General features: G+C 72.2%; 18 protein-coding genes and 1 tRNA gene. 3 read left to right on the top strand and 16 right to left on the bottom strand.

The genetic code is table 11. The features are described 5' to 3' along the window. The 7 genes from KHA85_RS07860 to KHA85_RS07830 all read right to left on the bottom strand — a co-directional run. Positions 1 to 1,317 (bottom strand): ABC-F family ATP-binding cassette domain-containing protein (locus KHA85_RS07860; RefSeq protein ID WP_213185377.1); only part of this gene is annotated, 1,317 nt, incomplete at its 3' end. A gap of 2 nt (positions 1,318 to 1,319) precedes the next feature. Continuing rightward, on the bottom strand, positions 1,320 to 2,321 hold the full coding sequence (locus tag KHA85_RS07855; RefSeq protein WP_213185376.1) for a 4-(cytidine 5'-diphospho)-2-C-methyl-D-erythritol kinase: 1,002 nt from the start codon (positions 2,319 to 2,321) through the stop codon (positions 1,320 to 1,322). Positions 2,322 to 2,331: 10 nt separating this feature from the next. Further along, the gene (gene rsmA / locus KHA85_RS07850) at positions 2,332 to 3,252 is read right to left on the bottom strand and encodes a 16S rRNA (adenine(1518)-N(6)/adenine(1519)-N(6))-dimethyltransferase RsmA (protein WP_213185379.1); all 921 of its coding nucleotides are present in this window, start codon (positions 3,250 to 3,252) and stop codon (positions 2,332 to 2,334) included. Beyond that, positions 3,249 to 4,439 (bottom strand): resuscitation-promoting factor, encoded by a 1,191-nt coding sequence (locus KHA85_RS17940; RefSeq protein ID WP_213185375.1) that lies wholly within the window; start codon positions 4,437 to 4,439, stop codon positions 3,249 to 3,251. Before KHA85_RS17940 ends, rsmA begins: the two co-directional genes overlap by 4 nt. 219 nt (positions 4,440 to 4,658) lie before the next feature. Continuing rightward, complete coding sequence (locus tag KHA85_RS07840; RefSeq protein WP_213185374.1) at positions 4,659 to 5,525, bottom strand: TatD family hydrolase; 867 nt, start codon at positions 5,523 to 5,525, stop codon at positions 4,659 to 4,661. A 9-nt stretch (positions 5,526 to 5,534) separates the two neighbouring features. Then, the gene (gene metG, locus KHA85_RS07835) at positions 5,535 to 7,388 is read right to left on the bottom strand and encodes a methionine--tRNA ligase (RefSeq protein WP_213185373.1); all 1,854 of its coding nucleotides are present in this window, start codon (positions 7,386 to 7,388) and stop codon (positions 5,535 to 5,537) included. A gap of 79 nt (positions 7,389 to 7,467) precedes the next feature. Continuing rightward, on the bottom strand, positions 7,468 to 8,985 hold the full coding sequence (locus KHA85_RS07830) for a BCCT family transporter (protein ID WP_308936892.1): 1,518 nt from the start codon (positions 8,983 to 8,985) through the stop codon (positions 7,468 to 7,470). A gap of 156 nt (positions 8,986 to 9,141) precedes the next feature. On the opposite strand from KHA85_RS07830, the gene KHA85_RS07825 reads away from it, so the two are divergent. After that, a complete protein-coding gene (locus KHA85_RS07825) occupies positions 9,142 to 10,359 on the top strand; it encodes an aminodeoxychorismate synthase component I (protein WP_213185371.1) in 1,218 nt (405 codons plus the stop codon). Between the two features lie 13 nt (positions 10,360 to 10,372). Here KHA85_RS07825 and rsmI read toward each other — a convergent pair whose 3' ends face one another. Continuing rightward, entirely contained in the window at positions 10,373 to 11,212 is an 840-nt protein-coding gene (gene rsmI / locus KHA85_RS07820; protein WP_213185370.1) for a 16S rRNA (cytidine(1402)-2'-O)-methyltransferase, read from the bottom strand. 68 nt (positions 11,213 to 11,280) lie between these two features. On the opposite strand from rsmI, the gene KHA85_RS07815 reads away from it, so the two are divergent. Beyond that, positions 11,281 to 12,792, top strand: a complete 1,512-nt coding sequence (locus KHA85_RS07815; protein WP_213185369.1) for a dolichyl-phosphate-mannose--protein mannosyltransferase — start codon at positions 11,281 to 11,283, stop codon at positions 12,790 to 12,792. Positions 12,793 to 12,935: 143 nt separating this feature from the next. Next, positions 12,936 to 13,964, top strand: a complete 1,029-nt coding sequence (locus KHA85_RS07810) for a mechanosensitive ion channel family protein (RefSeq protein WP_165001133.1) — start codon at positions 12,936 to 12,938, stop codon at positions 13,962 to 13,964. A gap of 18 nt (positions 13,965 to 13,982) precedes the next feature. On the opposite strand, the gene KHA85_RS07805 is transcribed toward KHA85_RS07810, so the two are convergent. From KHA85_RS07805 to sepX, 8 genes are all read right to left on the bottom strand, one after another. Next, the gene (locus tag KHA85_RS07805) at positions 13,983 to 14,381 is read right to left on the bottom strand and encodes a DoxX family protein (protein ID WP_213185368.1); all 399 of its coding nucleotides are present in this window, start codon (positions 14,379 to 14,381) and stop codon (positions 13,983 to 13,985) included. Between the two features lie 5 nt (positions 14,382 to 14,386). Next, a complete protein-coding gene (locus KHA85_RS07800; protein ID WP_213185367.1) occupies positions 14,387 to 15,250 on the bottom strand; it encodes an SDR family oxidoreductase in 864 nt (287 codons plus the stop codon). 134 nt (positions 15,251 to 15,384) lie between these two features. Continuing rightward, entirely contained in the window at positions 15,385 to 16,638 is a 1,254-nt protein-coding gene (locus KHA85_RS07795) for an NADH:flavin oxidoreductase (protein ID WP_213185366.1), read from the bottom strand. A 131-nt stretch (positions 16,639 to 16,769) separates the two neighbouring features. Further along, a complete protein-coding gene (locus KHA85_RS07790; protein WP_213185365.1) occupies positions 16,770 to 17,090 on the bottom strand; it encodes a DMT family transporter in 321 nt (106 codons plus the stop codon). Continuing rightward, on the bottom strand, positions 17,090 to 17,473 hold the full coding sequence (locus KHA85_RS07785) for a DMT family transporter (RefSeq protein ID WP_213185364.1): 384 nt from the start codon (positions 17,471 to 17,473) through the stop codon (positions 17,090 to 17,092). The genes KHA85_RS07790 and KHA85_RS07785 overlap by 1 nt, the downstream gene beginning before the upstream one ends. Then, positions 17,430 to 18,722 carry an alpha/beta hydrolase fold domain-containing protein gene (locus KHA85_RS07780; RefSeq protein WP_213185363.1) on the bottom strand — a complete coding sequence of 431 codons (1,293 nt, stop codon included), beginning with the start codon at positions 18,720 to 18,722 and terminating at the stop codon, positions 17,430 to 17,432. Before KHA85_RS07780 ends, KHA85_RS07785 begins: the two co-directional genes overlap by 44 nt. Positions 18,723 to 18,796: 74 nt before the next feature. Continuing rightward, positions 18,797 to 18,869, bottom strand: a tRNA-Ala gene (locus KHA85_RS07775). A 123-nt stretch (positions 18,870 to 18,992) separates the two neighbouring features. Next, positions 18,993 to 20,210 carry a divisome protein SepX/GlpR gene (gene sepX, locus KHA85_RS07770; RefSeq protein WP_213185362.1) on the bottom strand — a complete coding sequence of 406 codons (1,218 nt, stop codon included), beginning with the start codon at positions 20,208 to 20,210 and terminating at the stop codon, positions 18,993 to 18,995. Between the last annotated feature and the right edge of the window lie 118 nt (positions 20,211 to 20,328).

Genomic DNA, 20,328 nt, shown 5'->3' with positions numbered 1-20,328 from the left:
GAGATGTCTCGTGGGCTCGTCGAGCAACAGCACGTTGGGTTCGTCCATGAGCACGCGCGTGAGCTGCAGCCGCCGCCGCTCGCCGCCGGACAGGTCGCCGACTGGCGTGCGCTGGCGGGCGGGCGAGAAGCCGAGCCGCTCGGCGAGCTGCGACGCGGTGAGCTCGTCCTTGCCGAACGCCACGCGGGTGGCGACGTCCTCGATCGCCTCCAGCACGCGCTGGTCGAGCGGCAGGTCGTCGAGCTCCTGCTTGAGCCAGCCGATGCGAACGGTCTTGCCCTCCTTGCGCCGGCCGGCCGCCAGCGGAGCCGCCCCCGCGAGGGCGCGCAGCAAGGTGGTCTTGCCGGAGCCGTTGACGCCGACCAGGCCGACGCGTTCGCCGGGCGCGAGCCGCCAGGTGAGGTCGTCGACGAGGGTCCGGCCGTCGGGGGCGTCGAGGCGCGCGTCCTCGAGCTCCACCACGACCTTGCCCAGCCGCCGCGCCGCGAAGCTCGACAGCTGTAGGGAGTCGCGCGGCGGCGGCACGTCCTTAATAAGGGCCTCGGCGGCCTCGATCCGGTAGCGCGGCTTGGAGGTGCGCGCGGGGGCGCCGCGGCGCAGCCAGGCGAGCTCCTTGCGCATGAGGTTCTGCCGCCGCGACTCGGTGGCGGCGGCCTGCCGGTCGCGCTCGGCGCGCGCGAAGACCCAGTCGTTGTAGCCGCCCTCGTACTGCTCGACGCGGCCGTCGACAACCTCCCAGGTGCGGGTGGCCACCGTGTCGAGGAACCACCGGTCGTGGGTGACGACGACGAGCGCGCTCGATCGCCCGACGAGGTGGTCCGCGAGCCACTGGACGCCCTCGACGTCGAGATGGTTGGTCGGCTCGTCGAGGACCAGCAGATCCAGGTCATTCACGAGCGCCGCGGCCAGCGACACCCGCCGTCGCTCGCCGCCCGACAGGTCCGCGACGGGGGTCTCGAGCCCCAGGTCGTGGATGCCGATGCCGTCGAGGACCGCGCGGACGCGGGCGTCCCCCGCCCACTCGTGGACGGCCAGCCCGAGCCCGCCGACCACGGCCTCCCCGACGGTGTCGGCGGCGAGTTCGGTGCGTTGTGTGACCACGGCCATCCGCAGGCCGGAGACGCGGGAGACGCGCCCGGAGTCCGGTTCGGCGACGCCGGTGAGGATCTCCAGGAGGGTGGTCTTGCCGCCGCCGTTGAGGCCGACGACGCCGATGCGGTCACCGGCGTTGACGCCCAGGGAGACGTTGTCGAGAACCTGGCGGATGCCGAAGGAGATCGATCCCTGCTCGAGGTTGATGAGGTTGGTGGGGGCCATCTCTACTTTCCTGTGGGGTCGACGCCGGGGACGGTGACGCCGGACGGGTCGTCGCTGATGATGTGTGCGCCGCCGACCGGGCCGCGGGTGACGCGCACCTCGCGGGCGACGCCGGACTCGCTGATCTCCGCGGCCACGGCGATCGCGTGGTCGCGGTCGGAGCAGAAGAACAGGCAGGTGGGGCCGGAGCCGGAGACCATGCCGTGCAGGGCGCCGGCCTCCTGCCCGGTGCGCAGCGTCTTGCGCAGGGCGGGCCGCAAGAAGAGTGCGGCGGGCTCCAGGTCATTGGCCAGCAGGGCGGCGACGGCTGCGGGGTCGTCGCCGGCGAGGGCCTCGACGAGCAGTTCGACGCCGCCAGCGCGCGGCACTGACCGCTCGGCGCGGAGCCGGTCGAGCTCGGCGAACACCGTCGGGGTGGACAGTCCGCCGTCGGCGAGTGCCACCACGACGTGCTGCTCGGCGCGCGCGTGCAGCAGCGTCGCGAGCTTCTCGCCGCGCCCGGTTCCCAGCGCGGTGCCACCGCGCACACAGAAGGGCACGTCACTGCCCAGCCGCGCGGCCCGCTCCTCCAGCGCCGCCCGGCCGAGTCCCAGACCGAGCAGCCGGTCCGTGGCCACCAGGGCGGCCGCGGCGTCCGCGCTGCCGCCGGCCATCCCGCCGGCCACGGGGACGCCCTTGTGTATCCGGATGGCGATCCGGGCGTCCGACCCCGCCTCCTCGCGGAGCAGATCGACCGCCCGGGCGGCGAGATTGGTCCGGTCCGTGGGCACCTGCGGGGCCCCGAGCCCGGTGACGGTGATCTCGTCGTCGTCGCCAGACCCGGCGGCGCCGCCGGCGAACGACACGGTGACGCGCTCCCACATGTCCACGGCCCGGTAGACGGTGAGCAGGTCGTGGTAGCCGTCGGGGCGCGCGTCGCCGACGCCCAGGTGGAGGTTGATCTTGGCGGGGGCGACGGCCGTCACGGCGCGCGCGCCGTCGGGGGTGAACACGTCGCGGGGCATGCCCACCAGCCTACGGCTCGCGGCGCCCCGGCCCGATCCCGAGCCGCGCCGCCGCCTCCGCGACGCGCACGAAGTCGGCGGTGGTGAGCTGCTCGCCGCGGGCGCGCGGGTCGACCCCGGCCTCGGTGAGGGCGAGTTCGGCGTCCGCGCCGGAGCCCGCCCAGCCGGACAGCGCGGCGCGCAGGGTCTTGCGCCGCTGCGCGAACGCGGCGTCGACCACGGCGAACACCCGCCGGCGGTGCTCGGCACCCAGGTCCCACGGCGCCTCGGGGTACGCGTCGATGCGCACGAGGCCGGACTCGACGTTGGGCACGGGCCAGAAGACGTTGCGACCCACGACGCCGGTGCGGCGGACGGTGCCGAAGAACCCGGCCTTGACGCTGGGCACCCCGTACACGCGCGAGCCGGGCGCGGCGGCCAGGCGGTCGGCCACCTCGAGCTGCACCATGACCAGCGCGGTGCGGATCGTCGGCACCTCGGCGAGCAGGTGCAGAAGCACCGGCACCGACACGTTGTAGGGCAGGTTCGCCACCAGCGCGGTCGGCGACGGCTCGCCCAGGTCGGCCGCGGACACCGCCAGGGCGTCGGCGCCCACGACGGTGAGCAGCCCGGCCAGCCGCGGCGCCCGCTCGGCGACCGTGCGCGGCAGCCGCGCGGCGAGGACCGGGTCGATCTCCACGGCCACCACGCGCCCGGCCGCGTCGAGCAGCGGCAGGGTCAGCGACCCGAGCCCGGGACCGACCTCGATCACGGTGTCGTCTCGGCCCACGCCGGACGCGGTGACGATCTTGCGGACCGTGTTGGCGTCGTGGACGAAGTTCTGGCCCAGGGTCTTGGTGGGCGTGACGCCCAGCTCGACGGCGAGTGCGCGCACCTCCTGCGGGCCGAGGAGCTCGGCCTGCCCGCGGAAGGTCGCGTCCGGGCCGGTCAGCGCAGTCCCAGCTTCGCGGTGCAGGCGGGCCAGGCGCCCCAGCCCTGCGAGGCCTGGACCTTCTCGGCGATCGCGATCTGCTGCTCGCGGGTGGCCAGGTTGGCGGTCGGCGCGTACTGCCCGCCGCCGTGCGCGGTCCAGGTGCTGGGCGCGAACTGCAGCCCGCCGCTGTACCCGTTGCCCGTGTTGATGCTCCAGTTGCCGCCGGACTCGCACGCGGCGATCGAGTCCCACACGCCGCCGCGGGAGGACTCGGGCACGGCCGGTCGCGGCTTGGTGCCGACGCGCACGACGGCGGGGCGGGCCTCGGTGAGGACGTTCTCGACGCTGCGCTCGCGCTGGGTCTCGACGCCGTTGACGCGGGTGACGGTGTAGTGCACCTCGCGCTCGCCGGGGGTGCCGGGCTCGGTGACGGTGCGCTCGCCCTCGAACGCCTCGGGGTCCTCGACGGTCTGCTCGGGTGCGTCGTAAGGCTCGACGGCGGTCTCGGTCGCCACGGCCACGCGGGTGATGGTGACGGCGGTGCCGGGCTCCGCGGGCGCGTCGACGGGCGGGGAGACGGTGTCCTGCGGGCCGAGGGTGATACCGGCGCGCTCGAGGAACTCGCCGACGGTGTCGCCAGGCGAGGCGAACGGGGTGGCCGGGCCGCCGTGGTCGGACAGGAGTAGCTCGCGCGGGGTCACCACGGAGACGGTGGCGCCGTCGAGCGGGACGTCCGTGTCGATGCGCGGGGTGACGTAGCTGCGCGGCGGGATGTCGCCGCGCTCGGAGACGAGGTCGGCCACGGTGGTGGCGGTGGTCCACACCTGCTCGCTGCGGCCATCGATTTCGAGGGTGACCGGGCGGGTGCGCAGGAGGGTGACCGTGTCACCGTCGCCGAGCCGGTCGTCGGGCGCGATCACGACGTCACGCTCGTCGACGCTGTAGCCGGCCTCCTCGAGCGCGGCGTGGACGTCCGAGCTGAAGGTGACGAGCTCCACGGGCGACCCGTCGACCTCGAGGGTGTAGGTGGTGCGCTGGTCCAGCGCCGCGACACCGCCCACGACGAGGGTGGTGAGCATCCCGGCCACGGACAGCCGCAGCATGGTGGAGCGGGATCCGTGGAGGCGGTGGATGGGGTCGAGCAGGCCCCGCGTCCCGTCGGGTCGGGCGCCCGTGGGGGTGTCGGTCCGCGCGTCGTCAGCCACTGGTCGGTTCTCTCCTCGTATCGCCCGTGAACGACCGTACGGCCGTCCGCGTTTCATCACGGTAGCGTAACGAGGCGGTGGAGCGTCGGCAACGCGCCACCCCCTGACGTGCATTGATGTGACGACGACGACAAGGTGTTCAGGTCACGTTTCGTTACACAATCCCCGCGAGTCCCGTTCGTACCTCGAGTCACACGGGCCCCGCCGACCGGCCCGCCGTCAGAGGGTGAGGCCGAAGACGGCGCGGGCGGTGTCGGCGACCTCGGCGACGAACTCCTCCGGCGACTGCCCGCGGACCGCCGCGATCGCCCGGGCGGTGTACCCCACCAGACCGGGCTCGTTGCGAGCCCCCCGGAACGGCTCGGGGGCCATGTAGGGGGCGTCGGTCTCCACGAGCAGCTGCCCGGCGGGCGCCAGGCGGGCGGCCTCGCGCAGGTGCTCGTTGGCCTTGAACGTCACGTTGCCGGTGAAGGACAGCACGTACCCGCGCTCGAGTGCCTGCTCCGCGACGTCGAGCGGCGAGGAGAAGCAGTGGAGCATGACGTGCGGGATGCCGGAGTCCGGGCCGGCGACCTCGCCCAGGACGCGCAGGAGGTCGGCGTCGGCCTCGCGGTTGTGGATCATCAGGCACTTGCCCAGCTCGGCGGCCAGCCCCGCGTGCCAGCGCAGGGACTCCTCCTGCTCGGCCGGTTCCGCGCAGTCGTCCATCTTCCCCACCCAGTAGTGGTCGAGGCCGGTCTCCCCCACCGCCACGACGCGGGGGTGGGCGGCGAGCTCGCGCAGGCGCGCGCGGACCTGCTCGCCGCGCTCGGGGTCGGTGGCCTCGCGGGCGCGGGTGGGGTGCACGGCGACGGCGGCGTACACCCGATCGTCGGCCTCGGCGGCCGCCACGACGGCCTCGGACTCGGCGAGGTCGTCGCCGACGGTCACCATGGCGGCGACGCCGGCGAGCGCGGCCCGGTCGGCGGCCGCGCGCACCTCGTCGGCGGTGCGGTGCCCGCAGGAGTACAGATGCGTGTGCGCGTCGACGAGCCCCGGCAGCGCCTCGGGCAGGACAGGGGTCGGGCGGGACTTACGCTTACCCATGGCGGACGCTCAGCCCTCCCCGCCGTCGGTCGGGTGCTGGATCGGCGCCCAGCTGGGGCCGGTCTCCGCCAGCTCGGGGTCGACCTTGGCGAACAGCGGGCTGGGCTTGGCCAGCGGCGTGCCGGGGGCGATCTCGGTGCGTCCCCAGCGGGCCTGCTCGGCGGCGTAGTCGCCCATGATCACGGGATAGGTGCGGCCGGCGGCGGGCAGCCCCTCGCCGACGAGCTCGACCGGCATGTCGTCGGTGACCTCGTGGACCTGCGGGGCGGCGGCCCACACACCCTGCCCGCCGATCGCGCCGTGGATCTGCTGCGCGGCGGACGGCAGGTACGGGGTGAGCAGCGTGTTGGCGTCGGAGACCACCTGCAGTGCGGTGTGCAGGACGGTGCCCAGGCGCTCGCGCTGCTCGGGCTCCTTGGCCAGCTTCCAGGGCTCGGTGGCGGCGATGTAGCGGTTGGCCGCGCCGACGATCCGCATGGCCTCGGTGACGCCGGCCTTGAACCGGGAACGCTCCAGGTGCGCGCCGACGGTCGCGAAAGCGGACTCGGCGTCGCGCAACAGCTCGGCGTCGAGGTCGGTGAGGGTGCCGGGCCGCGGGATCTCGCCGAAGTTCTTGTGCGCCATGGACACGGTGCGGTTGACGAGGTTGCCCCAGCCGCCCACGAGCTCGGCGTTGGTGCGGCGCACGTACTCGTCCCAGGTGAAGTCGGTGTCCTGGTTCTCCGGCCCCGCCACGGCGATGAAGTAGCGCAGCGCGTCGGGGCCGAACTCGGCCAGGAAGTCCCGGACGTAGATCACGACGCCGCGCGAGGACGAGAACTTGGACCCGGACATCGTGAGGAACTCGCTCGAGACCACCTCGGTGGGAAGGTTGAGCGCGCCCAGCGCCCCCGGCTCACCGCCGCGGGAGCCCCGGCCGTCGTAGCCGATGAGCTCGGCCGGCCAGATCTGGGAGTGGAACGTGATGTTGTCCTTGCCCATGAAGTAGTGGGACACGGCCTCCGGGTCGGTCCACCAGCGTCGCCACGCCTCCGGCTCACCAGAGCGCCACGCCCACTCGATGGAAGCGGACAGGTAGCCGACCACGGCGTCGAACCACACGTAGAGCTTCTTGTCGCCGCGGTCCTGCCACCCCTCCACCGGGATGGGGATCCCCCAGTCGATGTCGCGGCTCATCGCGCGCGGGCGCAGGTCCTCGAGCAGGTTGAGCGAGAACTTGAGGACGTTGGGTCGCCAGTCCTTCCGCCCCTTGAGCCAGTCCCCCAGCGAGTCCGCGAGCGCGGGCAGGTCGAGGAACCAGTGCTCGGTCTCGATGAACTTCGGCGTCTCACCGTTGATCTTGGAGACCGGGTTCTTCAGGTCCGCCGGGTCGAGCTGGTTGCCGCAGTTGTCGCACTGGTCCCCGCGGGCGCCGTCGTCACCACAGATGGGGCAGGTGCCCTCGATGTAGCGGTCCGGCAGGGTCCGCCCGGTGGACGGGCTCACCGCACCGGTGGTGGTCTTGGCGACCATGTAGCCGTTCGCGTGCAGGCCCCGGAACAGTTCCTGCACCACCGCGTAGTGGTTGCGCGTGGTGGTGCGGGTGAACAGGTCGTAGCTCAGCCCCAGGCCGGCGAGGTCGTCCACGATGACCCGGTTGTAGCGGTCCGCGAGCTCCTGGACAGGCACGCCCTCCTTCTCGGCCTGCACGAGCAGCGGCGTGCCGTGCTCGTCCGTGCCCGAGATCATGAGGACGTCGTTGCCTGCCATCCGCTGGTAGCGCGAGAAGACGTCCGACGGCACCCCGAATCCCGAGACGTGTCCGATGTGCCGGGGGCCGTTCGCGTACGGCCATGCGACCGCGGTCAGGACTGTCTTCGCCATGGGTTACAGAGTAGTGGTCACGTCCGCGGAGGCCGTGCCGGGCGTACACCCGCACGCCCGGCGCGCCCCCGGGGTCGCGTCAGGCCTCCTCGGCCGCGGGATCCCGCGAGAGTGATTTGTGGATGGACACGCACAGCGCGATCAGCACCAGCACGAACGGCGAGGCGGCGATGATCGTCATGTTCTGCAGGCTCGACAGGGCGTTGCCGCCACCGTCACCGGCCACCAACATGATGATCGCCACGGCGGCGGTGAACGACCCCATGAGCATGACGAGCCAACGGGTCGGCTCCTCCACGCCGCGCTGGGCCATCCCGCCCATGACGATCGACGCCGAGTCCGCGGAGGTGATGAAGAAGATGGCGATGAGGACCATCGCCACCACCATGAGCACGGGCGCGAGCGGCAGCTCGCGGAGCAGGTTGAACAGCTGCGGCTCGAGTGCCCCGTCGCCGAAGACGCTGCGTCCGGCCTCCTCGAGATAGAGGGCGAAGCCACCGAAGATGGAGAACCAGACCACCGACAGGGTGCTGGGGACCAGGACCACGCCGATGATGAACTCGCGCACGGTGCGCCCACGGCTGATGCGGGCCAGGAACATGCCCACGAACGGCGACCAGGAGATCCACCACGCCCAGTAGAAGACCGTCCACCCGGAGAGCCACTCGGCGGCCTCACCGTTCTCGCTCACCGCGGTGCGGGAGGCCATGTCGAAGAAGTCGGAGAAGTAGGTGCCGATCGTGGTGGGGATGAGGTCGAGCATGAAGAACAGGGCGCCGGAGAAGATCGCCACGAACAGCGCGAGCGACACGGCCAGGATGAGGTTGATGTTCGACAGCAGCTGGATGCCGCGGCTGATCCCGGAGGCGGCCGAGGCGAGGAACACCAGGCCCAGGACCACGATGACGCCCACGACCAGGGCGATGCCGCCACCGCTGACCGCGCCGGTCTCGTTGAGCCCGGCGCGGATCTGCAGGGCGCCCAGGCCGAGCGAGGCGGCGGTGCCGAAGATCGTCGCGAGGATGGTCGCGATGTCGAGGACTCTCCCCATCCACCCCGCGGCCCGCTTCTCGCCGATGAGCGGGACGAAGGCCTGGGAGATGAGGTGGCCGCGCTTGAAGCGGTAGGCGGCCAACGCGAGCGCGAGCCCGACGATCGCGTACATCGACCACGGGTGCAGGGTCCAGTGGAACGTCGTCGTGGCCATGGCCACGTCGTACTGCTGCTCCTGCCCCGGCGGCGGCTCCTGGAAGTGGGTGAGCGGCTCGGACACGCCGTAGAACATCAGCCCGATGCCCATACCCGCGGCGAACATCATGGCGATCCACGACCGCGTGGAGAATTCCGGCTTCTCGTCGTCACCGCCCAGGCGGATGCCGCCGAACCGGGACAGGGCCAGGTAGATCGCGTAGACCACGACTGTGGTCGAGACGAGGATGAACAGCCATCCCACCGTGTCCACCACCAACGAGAACGCCTCACCGGCGGCGTTCTCGAACGAATTCGTGTAGAACGAGCCCCAGAGCACCACGATGAGCGCGATGATCGTGGTGGGCACGAGGACCGTGAAGTCGACGCCCGGACGGGGCCCGCGCACAGGGTCCTCTGGGCCGTCATTCGACGCGTCGAAAGCTTTCTCTCGTGACTTTGGCATACGTCGAACCCTGTCAACAATCTAAGGTGAGCGCAAGATAATAACGCGCTTATCGGACCCTGGCGTGGGTTCGACGCCCCGGGGTGGCACGATCGGACGGTGCCCGATTCCACCCCCACCGTGCCGGCGCTCCTCCGCGCCCTCCACGAGCGGTCGCGGGCCCTCGGGATCGGTCTCCCGGCGGCGTTCCTCGGCGACTGGTGCGGCTCCTCGGCGGTGATCATCCCGTCCGTGGACCTGCGGCCGACCCGGCCCGAGCAGGTCTTCTCGGTGGCCGGCGACCTCGTCGTCGTCGGGTTCCGCTCCTTCCCCGACCACGTACCGGACGACGCCCCCCTCCTGCCCGCGGCGGTCCGCGGCACGGCCACCGGCAGGCTCACGCTCGCCCCCGACGGCCGGTGGCGGGGCGACGGCACCGCCCCCGACCCGCACGAGGTGGTCCGACGGTACGGGCCGCCGTCATCCGGGGGCGCCGGTGACGACGGGGACGATGGCGACGACGACGAGGTCGGCATCCCCCTCACCTGGGCCGCCCCCGACCGACGCGCGCACAGACGTGCCGTGGTGGACTGCCTCGAGGCGATCCGCGCCGGCGAGGTCTACCAGACCTGCCTGAGCACCCGCCTCGACGGCAGGCTCCGCGCGGACCCGCTCGAGACCTTCCTCTCCCTGGCCCGCCGCGCCCCCGCCGCGCGGTCGGCGTACCTCGAGGGCGAGTGGGGCGCGGTGCTGGCCTTCTCCCCCGAGGAGTTCCTCGTACGCACCGGCGACGACGTCCGCACCAGCCCCATCAAGGGCACGGTGCCCGCCGACCGCGACCCCGCCGAGCTCCTCGCCTCCGCCAAGGACGTCGCGGAGAACATCATGATCGTCGACCTCGCACGCAACGACCTCGGACGTGTGGCGGACGTGGGTTCGGTGAGGGTGTCCGACCTGCTCGCCGTCCGTCCCGCGCCCGGCGTCCACCACCTGGTCTCCACCGTCACGGCGCGGACCTCGGTGGACCACGACGCCCTCGTGGCCGCCACCTTCCCGCCCGCCTCGGTCACCGGGACCCCCAAGCAACGTGCCCGGGAACTCATCGCCGGCTGGGAGCCGCGGTCCCGCGGCCTGCACTGCGGCACCTACGGGTTCGCGACCGCCGACACCCTCGACCTGGCGGTGGCCATCCGCACCCTCGAGGTGGCGCCGGACGGCCGCTGCGAACTCGGGGTGGGCGGCGGGATCACCATCGACTCCGACCCGGACGCCGAATGGGACGAATGCGTGCACAAGGCGGCGTTCACCTGGGGCGGCGGGCCCGCGCCCTGGCTCTGAGCCGCCCCGCCCCTCAGGCGCGTGAGTCGAGCACGGCCTGGTAGAGGTCCCGCTTGGTCACCGCCGACCCCTCGGCCACGGCGGCGCAGGCGTCCTTGAGCCGCTCCCCCGCCTCGACCCGCTCCTCGACGACCTCCACGAGGTCCTCGAGGGTGGCGGTCGACCCGGCGGCGTCGGCACCCTCGACCACCACGACGATCTCACCCAAAACGCCGCCCGCCGTCCGCTCGGCCAGCTCACCCAGGGTCCCGCGCAGGACCTCCTCGTACGTCTTGGTCAGCTCGCGACACACCGCCGCCCGGCGGTCAGCGCCGAGCACCTGCGCGGCCTCGGCGAGGGTGTCGGCCAGCCGGTGCGGGGACTCGAAGAACACGGACGTGCGCTCCTCCGCCGCCAGGCGCGCCAGCCAGGTCCGGCGGCGGCCGGCCCGCCTCGGCGGGAACCCGTCAAAGCAGAAGCGGTCGACCGGCAGGCCGCTGAGCACCAGCGCGGTGGTCACCGCCGACGGCCCCGGCAGGCACGTCACCGGAAGGCCCGCCTCGATGCACGCCACCACCAGCGAATACCCGGGATCCGACACCGCCGGCATGCCCGCGTCGGTCACCACGGCCACGGTGTCGCCCGCGCGGACCCGGTCGATCAGCTGGGGCACGCGGCCCGCCTCGTTGTGCTCGAAGAAGCTCATCACGCGGCCGCGGATGGTGACCTCCAGGGCCGTCGCGAGCGACCGCAGCCGCCGGGTGTCCTCCGCGGCGACGATGTCCGCCGTGGCCAGCACGTCGCGCAGGCGATCCGAGGCGTCACCCGGGTTCCCGATGGGGGTGGCCGCCAACACGACACGTCCGGACGTCATGCCGACCACCCTATCCGCCGGGTGAGGCGTGTCCCCTGGCGGCGCGGGGGCCACACTATGCTCGGCTCGTGACCTCGACCCCCGGCGTGCGGTCCCCCGGACGTCCGCTGCCCGCCCCCGACACCGGCCCGGTCGACACGGCCCGCGACTGGATCGTCACCGGCGTCATCCTGGTCCTGGCCTTCGTCTCGCGGTTCTGGGGGCTGGCCTCGGCCACCGACAAGGGCACCCCGGTCTTCGACGAGAAGCACTACGCGCCGCAGTCGTACGACATCGCCCGGCTGGGCATCGAGGAGAACCCCGCCTACGGTCTCGTCGTCCACCCGCCCGTCGCCAAGCAGATCCAGTCCCTCGGTGGACTGCTGTTCGACTACACCCCCATGGGCTGGCGATTCACCGCCGCGCTGGCGGGGGTGCTCGTGGTGCTCATGGTCATGCGCATCACTCGGCGGCTGACCCGCTCCACCCAGCTCGGCTTCGTCGCCGGCCTGCTGCTGTGCCTGGACGGCGTCACCTTCGTGACCTCCCGCATCGGCATGCTGGACATCTACCAGGTGCTCTTCGTCGTGGCCGCCGCCGGCGCACTGCTGGTGGACCGCGACCAGATGCGCGGTCGCATGCACCGCGCCGCCGTCGAGGGCCGGCTCCACCTCTCCGCACTCGGCCCCCGCCTGGGATTCCGCTGGTGGCGTTTCACCGCCGGCGTGATGCTCGGCCTCGCGCTCGGCGTGAAGTGGTCCGGCCTGTACTTCATCGCCTTCTTCGGCCTCATGACCGTCGCCTGGGACTGGGCCCTGCGCAGCCGCTACGGCATCCACCGCCCGCTCGCCGGCGCGCTGCTGCGCGACGCGGTGCCCGCCTTCCTCACCCTGGTGATCTGGCCCGCGATCCTGCACCTGTTCACGTGGCTCCCGTGGTTCGCGGGCGAGAACTCCGTGTACCGGCACGCCGTCCCCGAGAAGGTCGCCGACACCTGGCTGCCCGATGCGCTGCAGTCGTGGCTGTACTACCAGTCATCGGTCCTGGACTTCCACTCCTCGCTGACCACCTCCGCCGGCAACCGGCACCCCTGGGAGTCCAAGCCGTGGACCTGGCCCATGAGCCTCCGGCCGATGCTCTACTACGTCGAGCAGGGCGAGGGCGTGGCCGGGTGCGGTGAGACCACGTGCGTCCGCGCGATCATGCTGATCGGCACGCCCGCGATCTGGTGGCTGGCGATTCCGGTGCTGGCGTGGGCGTTCTGGCGCGCGGTCGTCTCCCGCGACGGGCGCTACGCTTTCCCGCTGGTCGGTTACATGGCGGGGTATCTGCCCTGGTTCTTCCAGCACGACCGGCAGATGTACTTCTTCTACGCCTCCGTCATGGTGCCGTTCTTCGTCATGCTCGTCGCGCTCGTGCTCGGCGAGATCGCCGGCAAGGCCACCGACTCCCGCCGGCGCCAGCTCATCGGGCGCGGGATCGTGAGCGTGTACCTCGCCCTGGTGATCGTGAACTTCATCTACATGTTGCCGATCCTCGCGGGGTTGCCGATCACGCAGACCGAATGGAATCACCAGCTCTGGTTGCCGTCCTGGCGCTGACCGGCCGCCTCGTCCCGCCGCGGACGTCCTGAGCAGCGGCTGTGCATCGCGCCCGGGCCCCCATTTCGTGGTGACGGACCCGCCGGGCCGTCAGTAGCGTCGCGGAGGTGAACGAGCTACCCATTCCCTTCGCCGATCTCCCGATGAGCGACGTGACCCAGCAGTGGCTGGTCGAGAAACCGGTCACGATCGCCATCTACATCGTGCTGGCCCTGGTGGTGCGCTGGCTGCTGCACCGCGGCATCGACCGGGTCACCGCCCCCTCCCGAGACGGGTCGGTCTCCGCGTGGCGGCGACGCCGCCAGGAGAGGGCCGACCGGCGCGACGACGAGGCCGGGTCGGCGCACGACCCGGACGGCCACGACGGCGACGTCAGCGCGGACGAGAGCGGTGGCCTCACCGCCGCGAGGCTGAAGAGGCACGACCGCCGCCGCGACGCCGAGCACGTCCGGGCCGAGCAGCGCCGTGCGCAGCGGCGGGCCCAGCGGATGGCCACCATCGGCTCGGTGCTCAAGTCGCTCGTGTCGTTCGTCGTCCTGGTCTGGGTGGTCCTGCAGACCCTGGCGATCCTCGGCGTCAACGTCGCGCCGTTCATCGCCTCCGCGGGGATCGTGGGCGTCGCCCTCGGCTTCGGCGCCCAGACCCTCGTCCGCGACTTCCTGTCCGGGCTGTTCATGCTCTTCGAGGACCAGTACGGCGTCGGCGACTGGGTGGACCTCGGCGAGGCCGAGGGCACCGTCGAGCACGTCGGCCTGCGCATCACCTCGCTGCGCGACCTGCACGGCACGCTGTGGTACTGCCGCAACGGCGACATCGCCCGCGTCGGCAACTACAGCCAGGACTTCGGCGTGGCGTTCCTCGAGATCCCCGTGTCCTACACCGCCGACGTCGACCGGGCGTGCACCGTGGCGATCGAGACCGCCAAGCAGGCGGCGGCCGAGGAGCCCATCGCCTCGAACCTCATCTCCGGACCGGAACTGCAGGGCGTCAACGCGTTGGACGCGGATTTCTGGTCGCTGCGGATGACCGCCGTGACGCAGGCCAACGCGCAGTGGGCCACAGAGCGGGAGCTGCGCCGACGGATCCGCAACGCCTTCGACGAGGCCGGGATCGACGCGCCCTACCCCGAGGGCCTGCCGGTCTCGGCGATGCGGGCGATGGCGGCCGAGTGAGACACCCCGCCGCCGGCGTCAGCCGCCCAGCAGCCTGTCGATACTGAACCTCCCGGCGCCGACGGCGGCGATGAGCAACGCCCCCACGCCGAGCGCCACGACGAGCTCCCAGCCGTTCTGCGTGACGAACGGGCCGTGGGTGGCGTGCACGAAGTACAGGGCGCCGGCCATGTCCACGCCGAGGAGGATCCCGGCGAGCGGGGTGAGCAGGCCGGCGACGAGGGCGACACCGGCCACGAGTTCGACCCCGGCGACGATCGCCGCGGTGATCTCCGGCTGCGGGATGCCGTAGCCCGCGAACTGCTCCCCCACCCGCGCCAACCCGAGCGTGAAGAACTTCTGCCACCCGTGCGCGACGAACACCACGCCGATGCCCACGCGGGCCAGCAGAATGGCGGCGTCACGGAGGGTCTCCATCCCCCTCACGGGAGGATGCCCTGTCCGACCTTGGTGATCCGGCGGTTGAGAAGCGTCATCGCCAGGTTGTACAGCGGCGGGGCGAACCGCTGGGCCGCGAACCCCACGCGGACGTCCGGCGAGGTGTAGACGATGTAGCGGCCCTTCCGCACCCCCTCGAGCATCTTCTCGGCCGCCTCGTCCGGGGTGACCGCGTGACGCCGGAACTGGTCGACTGTCTTGGCGACCTCAGGGGTGGAGCGGTCGACGCCCGCGATCTCGATGCTCTCGACCAGCGGGGTGTCGACGCCGCCGGGGCAGACCAGGTGCACCCCGATGTCGTAGGGCGCCAGGTCGAAGCGCAGCACCTCGGCGATCCCGCGGATGCCGAACTTGGCGGCGCTGTAGGCGGCGTGCCACGGCAGGCCGAGCAGACCGGCGGCCGAGGAGACCAGAGCGAGGGCCGAGGGCTTACCGGCCGTCATCATGGCCGGCACGAACGCCTCCACCACGTGGACGGTGCCCATGAGGTTGACCTCGACCATCGACCGCCACACGCGGTGCTCGAGCAGGTCTGGTCGACCCCATGCCGAGTTGCCCGCGACGTGGAAGACCGCGTCGGGGGCCCCGTGCGCGGCGATGACGCGCTCGCCGAAGACGAGGACCGCGTCGTGGTCGGTGATGTCGAGCGCCTCGGCGGCCAGGACGGGCGCACCCGCGTCGCGGCAGGCCTGCTCGACCGAGGCCAGCCCGTCGGCGTCACGGTCGGTGAGGACGAGCCGAGCGCCCTCACGAGCGAGTCGGATCGCCGTCGACCGCCCGATCCCGCTGGCCGCGCCCGTCACCACGCAGACCTTGCCCCGGTACTCCCTGATGCGTCGCCTCGACATCTGCTCCCCTGTCCCGGCCCGCGTCGTCGGCAGCGGACCGCCTGATGTGCTCACCGTAGCGGCCCGCGGGTGCCGTCGAGGCGGTGTCGGTCGGGCGCGTCCCCTCTCTCGGGCCTCCTCTCAGACCTGCTCTCTCAGACCTGCGGCGTGAGCTTGGTCGCCTGGAGCGTGTCGTGGCCGCCGCGCGGCGGGATCGGCGGCACGTACTCGCGCAGCACGCACCGGCTCCCGCTGTAGATGGTGGCCATGCACCGGTTGCAGTGGAGACACAGCGAGCGACGACGCTCGTCCTCCCTGAGCTTGTTGGGGAAGTCAGGCTCGCGCAGCAGAGCGCGGCCCATGGCGACGAACTCGAAGCCCGCGTTCATCGCCTTGTCGATGGACGGGCGGTCGACGATGCCGCCGAGCAGCATCATCGGCAGGTCGACGGCCTCGCGAATCTGGCGGGCGTCGTCGAACATATACGCGTCGGTGTACGGGTACTCCTTGAACATCTTCGGTCCGACGACCTTCATGCCCATCTTGATCACGGGGGGCTGGGTGGCGGCGAACTCCTCCAGCGGCGCGTCACCCTTGAACAGGTAGATCGGGTTGAGCAGGGAGCTGCCGACGGTCATCACCAGCGCGTCGGCCGAGCCGTCCTGCTCCAGCCACCTGGCGACCTGCCGCGCCTCGTCGATCCAGAAGCCGCCGGGCACGCCGTCGTCCATGTTGAGCTTCATGGTGACGGCGATCGTGTCGCCCATGGCGTCGCGGATGGCACGGCCGATGCGGCGGGCGAAGCGGGCGCGGTTCTCCAGCGACCCGCCGTACTCGTCCTTCCGGCGGTTGAGCCTCGGACTGAGGAACTCGCTGACGAGGTAGTTGTGACCGAAGTGCACCTCGATGGCGTCGAAACCGGCCTCGTAGGCGCCGCGCGCAGCCCGGACGTGGTCCTCGACGATCCGGTCGATATCGGCAAGGGTGCACGCCTTGGTGATGGCCAGGCCGGTGGGCGCGGGGATGCGCGACGGACCGAGCGGGGTCATCCCGTTGGAGGCGCCGTTGGCGACCGCACCGGCGTGGCCGACCTGCGCGGAGATCGCGGCGCCCTCGTTGTGGACAGAATCGGTGAGCTTGCGCAGCATCCCGCCGTCGTCCATACCCCAGTGATATTGGTGCTTATCGGTGCGACCCTCGGGCGACGTGGCGAGGTAGGCCACGGTCGTCATACCGACCCCGCCTCGGGCGTACTCGGTGTGGAACTCGATGAGCTCGTCGGTGATCCGCCCACGGGGACACCGGCCCTCGAAGGTGGCGGCCTTGACGATGCGGTTCCGCAGCGTCACGTTGCCGATCCTGCCGGGGCTGAAGACGTCGGGGGCGGGTGTTCCGGGCGCGAGAGTCATGCGCAGACTGTAACCCGTTCTATTAGCCCTGTCACGGCCTTGGCCTGCGCTTATGCACAGCGCGTGCACGTTTCGCGGCGGGTGCCGGGCGCTCACCCCGCCTACCTGCGGGGCATAGGGTCTCCTAACCGCTACTGCACGTCCGCGCCGAGTTCGACGAGCAGCACGCCGCAGGCGATGAGGACGATCCCGGCACCCATCATCGGCGTGAGCGGCTCGCGGAACAGCAGGCGGCTGAGCACCGCGGCCAGCGCGACGCCCGCAGCGGTCCAGATGCCGTAGGCCACGCCGAGCGGCATGCCGGCGGCCAGCGTGAGGGACAGGAACACGAACGCGATCAGGTACCCGGGCGCGACGGCGGCGTACCACCGGGCGTCGTCGACGGCCGTGCGGAGGGAGAGGGTCGCCGCGAGCTCACAACAGATGGCGACGACGAGGTAACCCCATGCCATCACGCGGCCCCTACCGCTCGGGCGCGAGCGCGCTGGGATCCGAGTTCGACGCACAGGACGCCGGCGATGATGACTGCGATACCGGCCCCCGTCAGCGGGGTCAGTGGCTCGGCGAAGATCAGCGCGGACAGACCGGCGGTGAGCGCGACCCCGGTGGCTCCCCAGATGCCGTAGGCCACGCCCAGCGGCAGCCCCGCCTTCAGGGTCCGGGCGAGGAACACGAAGGCGCCGAGGTAGCCGATCACCACCACGACGTAGAGCGCGGGCCTGTCCAGCGCGCCCTTGAGCGCGAGCGATCCCGCGACCTCGCAGACGATCGCCGCGGCCAGGTTCAGCCACTTACCGGTCGGTCGTCTCCGGGCCGCGATTGTCCCCTGGGTCACGGGGGCCAACTGTATCGGCGTCCACCGCGGTCGCCGTCACCGCCGTGCGGATGTGTCCGGCCAGCACCGCGAGCGCCGACGCGCCCTCGGGCGTCCCGGCGACGACGGGAAAACAGTGGACCATCCCGGGCCACACCCGCAGATCGACGGTCGCTCCCCGCGCGGTGCTCGCGTCGACGAAGACGCGGACGTCGTCGACCACGAAGTCGTCTCCCCCGCAGACGATCGAGACCGCCGGCGCGCTCGCGTCGAGCGGCCGGCGGGCCGGGGAGATCCCCGGGTCGTCGACCGGGGTGTCGCCCGCGTAGGCGTCGCGGCAGTCGGCGGCGATGGACGGGGGCATGAGCGGATCGAGGGCACCGCCGGATCGCTCCCCGCCGAGGGGCTCGGTGAGGTCGACCCACGGGCTGATCAGGGCCAGAGCAGCCGGTCGTTCGCCGCCTCCGCGCAGACGGTCAAGCAGTCCCAGCGCGAGGCCGCCGCCCGCCGAGTCACCGGCGATCGCGACCCTCTCGGCGCCGCCGACGCGCTCGGCGAGGTGCCGGAACGCGGCCTCCGCGTCGTCGAGTGCGGCCGGGTACCGGTGCTCGGGCGCCAGCCGGTAGTCGGGCACATATGTGGTCGTCCCGGTGAGGCGGGCGAGCGCTTTGGCCATGGTGGCGTGCGTGTCTGGCGAGCCGGCGACATAGCCGCCCCCGTGCAGCACGAGTAGGCCGGGCGCGTCGTCCGCCCCGTCGATCCACAGACCCGGCACCGGCGCACCGTGCGCGGGCCGCGTCCGCCGGCGCGCCCCCGTCGCACGGGAGGCGGTCGTCGCGACCGCCCGCAACGCCCGGATCCACTTCTCGTCGAAGGGCGCGATGGTTAGCACGGGCCGGACGACCAGCTGCAGCCCGGCGCGCTGGAACCGGGACGACAGGCTGGGCCGGCGGGTGACGGCGATCCGCCGGTCGGCCTCGGTGACGAGCCGCCGCGCGAGCAGTGAGAGGCCCGCCCGGAGGACCGGCCGCGGCAGCACAGCGGCGGACTGCGCCGGCAGATTCCACTCGAGTTCTCCGCCGCCGTCGGGAAGCGACCGGACCGTGGGGCCACCGAGACGCCGGTGGGAGCGCCAGATCGGCAGCGGACCGGCCCATTCGCGCCATCGTGAGGGGTCGGAGGCCAACGCCAGGACGTCAGCGGGGTCGGCCGAGAACCGCGCGCGGACCGGGGCCGCCCGACCGACCGCACTGTCATCCCGACGTGCCACCCCGCACCTCCCCGGATAGCGGAAAGGCCGTCCCCGCTTGCGCGGAAACGGCCTCTGAACTCGAAGTCCTTGGGTGGAGCTAAGGGGAATCGAACCCCTGACCTTCTCGATGCGAACGAGACGCGCTACCAACTGCGCTATAGCCCCTCGCCGCCCTCGCGGGCCGCGATGCCCCTCTTCCGAACTCTTCCAAGAGGCTGTGCCGCCCTCTCGAGCAGCGTGGAATACCTTACCAGCATGGTCGGGCAGCCGACCAAATCGGGGGTCCGATCAGCCCACCGCGCGCCGCAGCGGCTCGCGGTGATGACGCCGCTGATCGTGGCGACCGGGGTCGGTGTCCAGGTCCTCGCGGTAGGTGTCGAGCATGTCGAAGGCGGGATCCTCGTCGTCGATCTCAAGCACCACCGCGCCGGGCCGGCGCAGCCGCGGCGGCACGATCGACAGCTCGTCGTCCTCGCGGGACTCGACGCCCAGCCGGGCGCGACGCATGCGCTCGATGCGGCGGCGGCGCAGGCTCTCCTCCAGCTTCACCTGACGACGCAGGTACGTGAGGTAGGCCGCGAGCAGCAGGACGGAGCCGCCGGCGAACCACCACACCGCCGGGACGGTGAGCAGGGCCAGAACCACGGCGACCACCGAGAGGCCTACCAGGATGAGGGCCGTGCGCTGCCGGGCGTGCGCGCGCTGCTCGGCGGCCTGACGGTCCGCCATCGGGTCGTAGGCCCCGCGCCCACGACGCCGCTCGGCGAAGTCCAGATCGGCGTCGGTGAGCTCCACCTCGGGCTCGGCCGGACGCCGACGACCGCGGTGGGTGAGCACGGCCTCCTCGTCGATGCCCGCCGCGTCCTCGGCATGACCCGTGGACCCGGCCGACCGCTCCCCCGCGGAGCGTTCGACCAGCTCGCCGTCGACGACCACGGGCCGACGCGCGTCCTCGTCCGCGTCCACACCGGCGTCGTCCGCGCGCACGTCACCGACCTCGGTGGCCACGGCCGACGCGCTCCGCTCCGACACGGAGGCCACCGCGCGCACCGAGTCGCGCTCGTCCGCCACGACGACCGCCGGGATCTCCGAGGTGATCTCCTCCGACGCCTGCTCGTCGCCGTGGACGCGCTCGCCCGCGGTCGCGGCGGCGCGCCGCTCCTCCATGGCGCGGCGCACGGCCTCGCCACGGCGGCCGGCGGCCTCGCGGCGCAGGGTCTGCTCGAGCAGGTGCTCCCACGTCTCGGTGTCGAGCAGCTCGGCGTCCGTCGCGCCCGCCCCGGTCGGCAGCCCGAAGACCGACTCCTCGGTCTCGGCCTGCACGGGATCGGCCGCGGCGCGCCCACGACTGGGCACCAGGCGGCCGGAGCCGCCCGAGTACAGCGTGCGCGTCTGCGCCAGCGCGTCACCGGTGCGGCGGATGGGATTGCGCGACCGGATGAGCATCGGCGCGAGGACGAACAGCCAGACCACCACCAGCAGGATGATCAGCAGCGAGCTCGACATCGATCAGGCCTCCTCGAGCGTCTACCCCGACTCGGGACGTCGTGGTGAGGACCCAACCGTAACGGCGCGCGAGCCCCGTGAAGCGGCGGCGCGCCGCAGGTCACTATGCTCAGGACAT

The organism is Dietzia massiliensis (genome assembly GCF_018390595.1).
Taxonomy (GTDB): Bacteria; Actinomycetota; Actinomycetes; order Mycobacteriales; family Mycobacteriaceae; genus Dietzia; species Dietzia massiliensis.
This window is presented reverse-complemented; position numbering and strand designations above follow the sequence as displayed.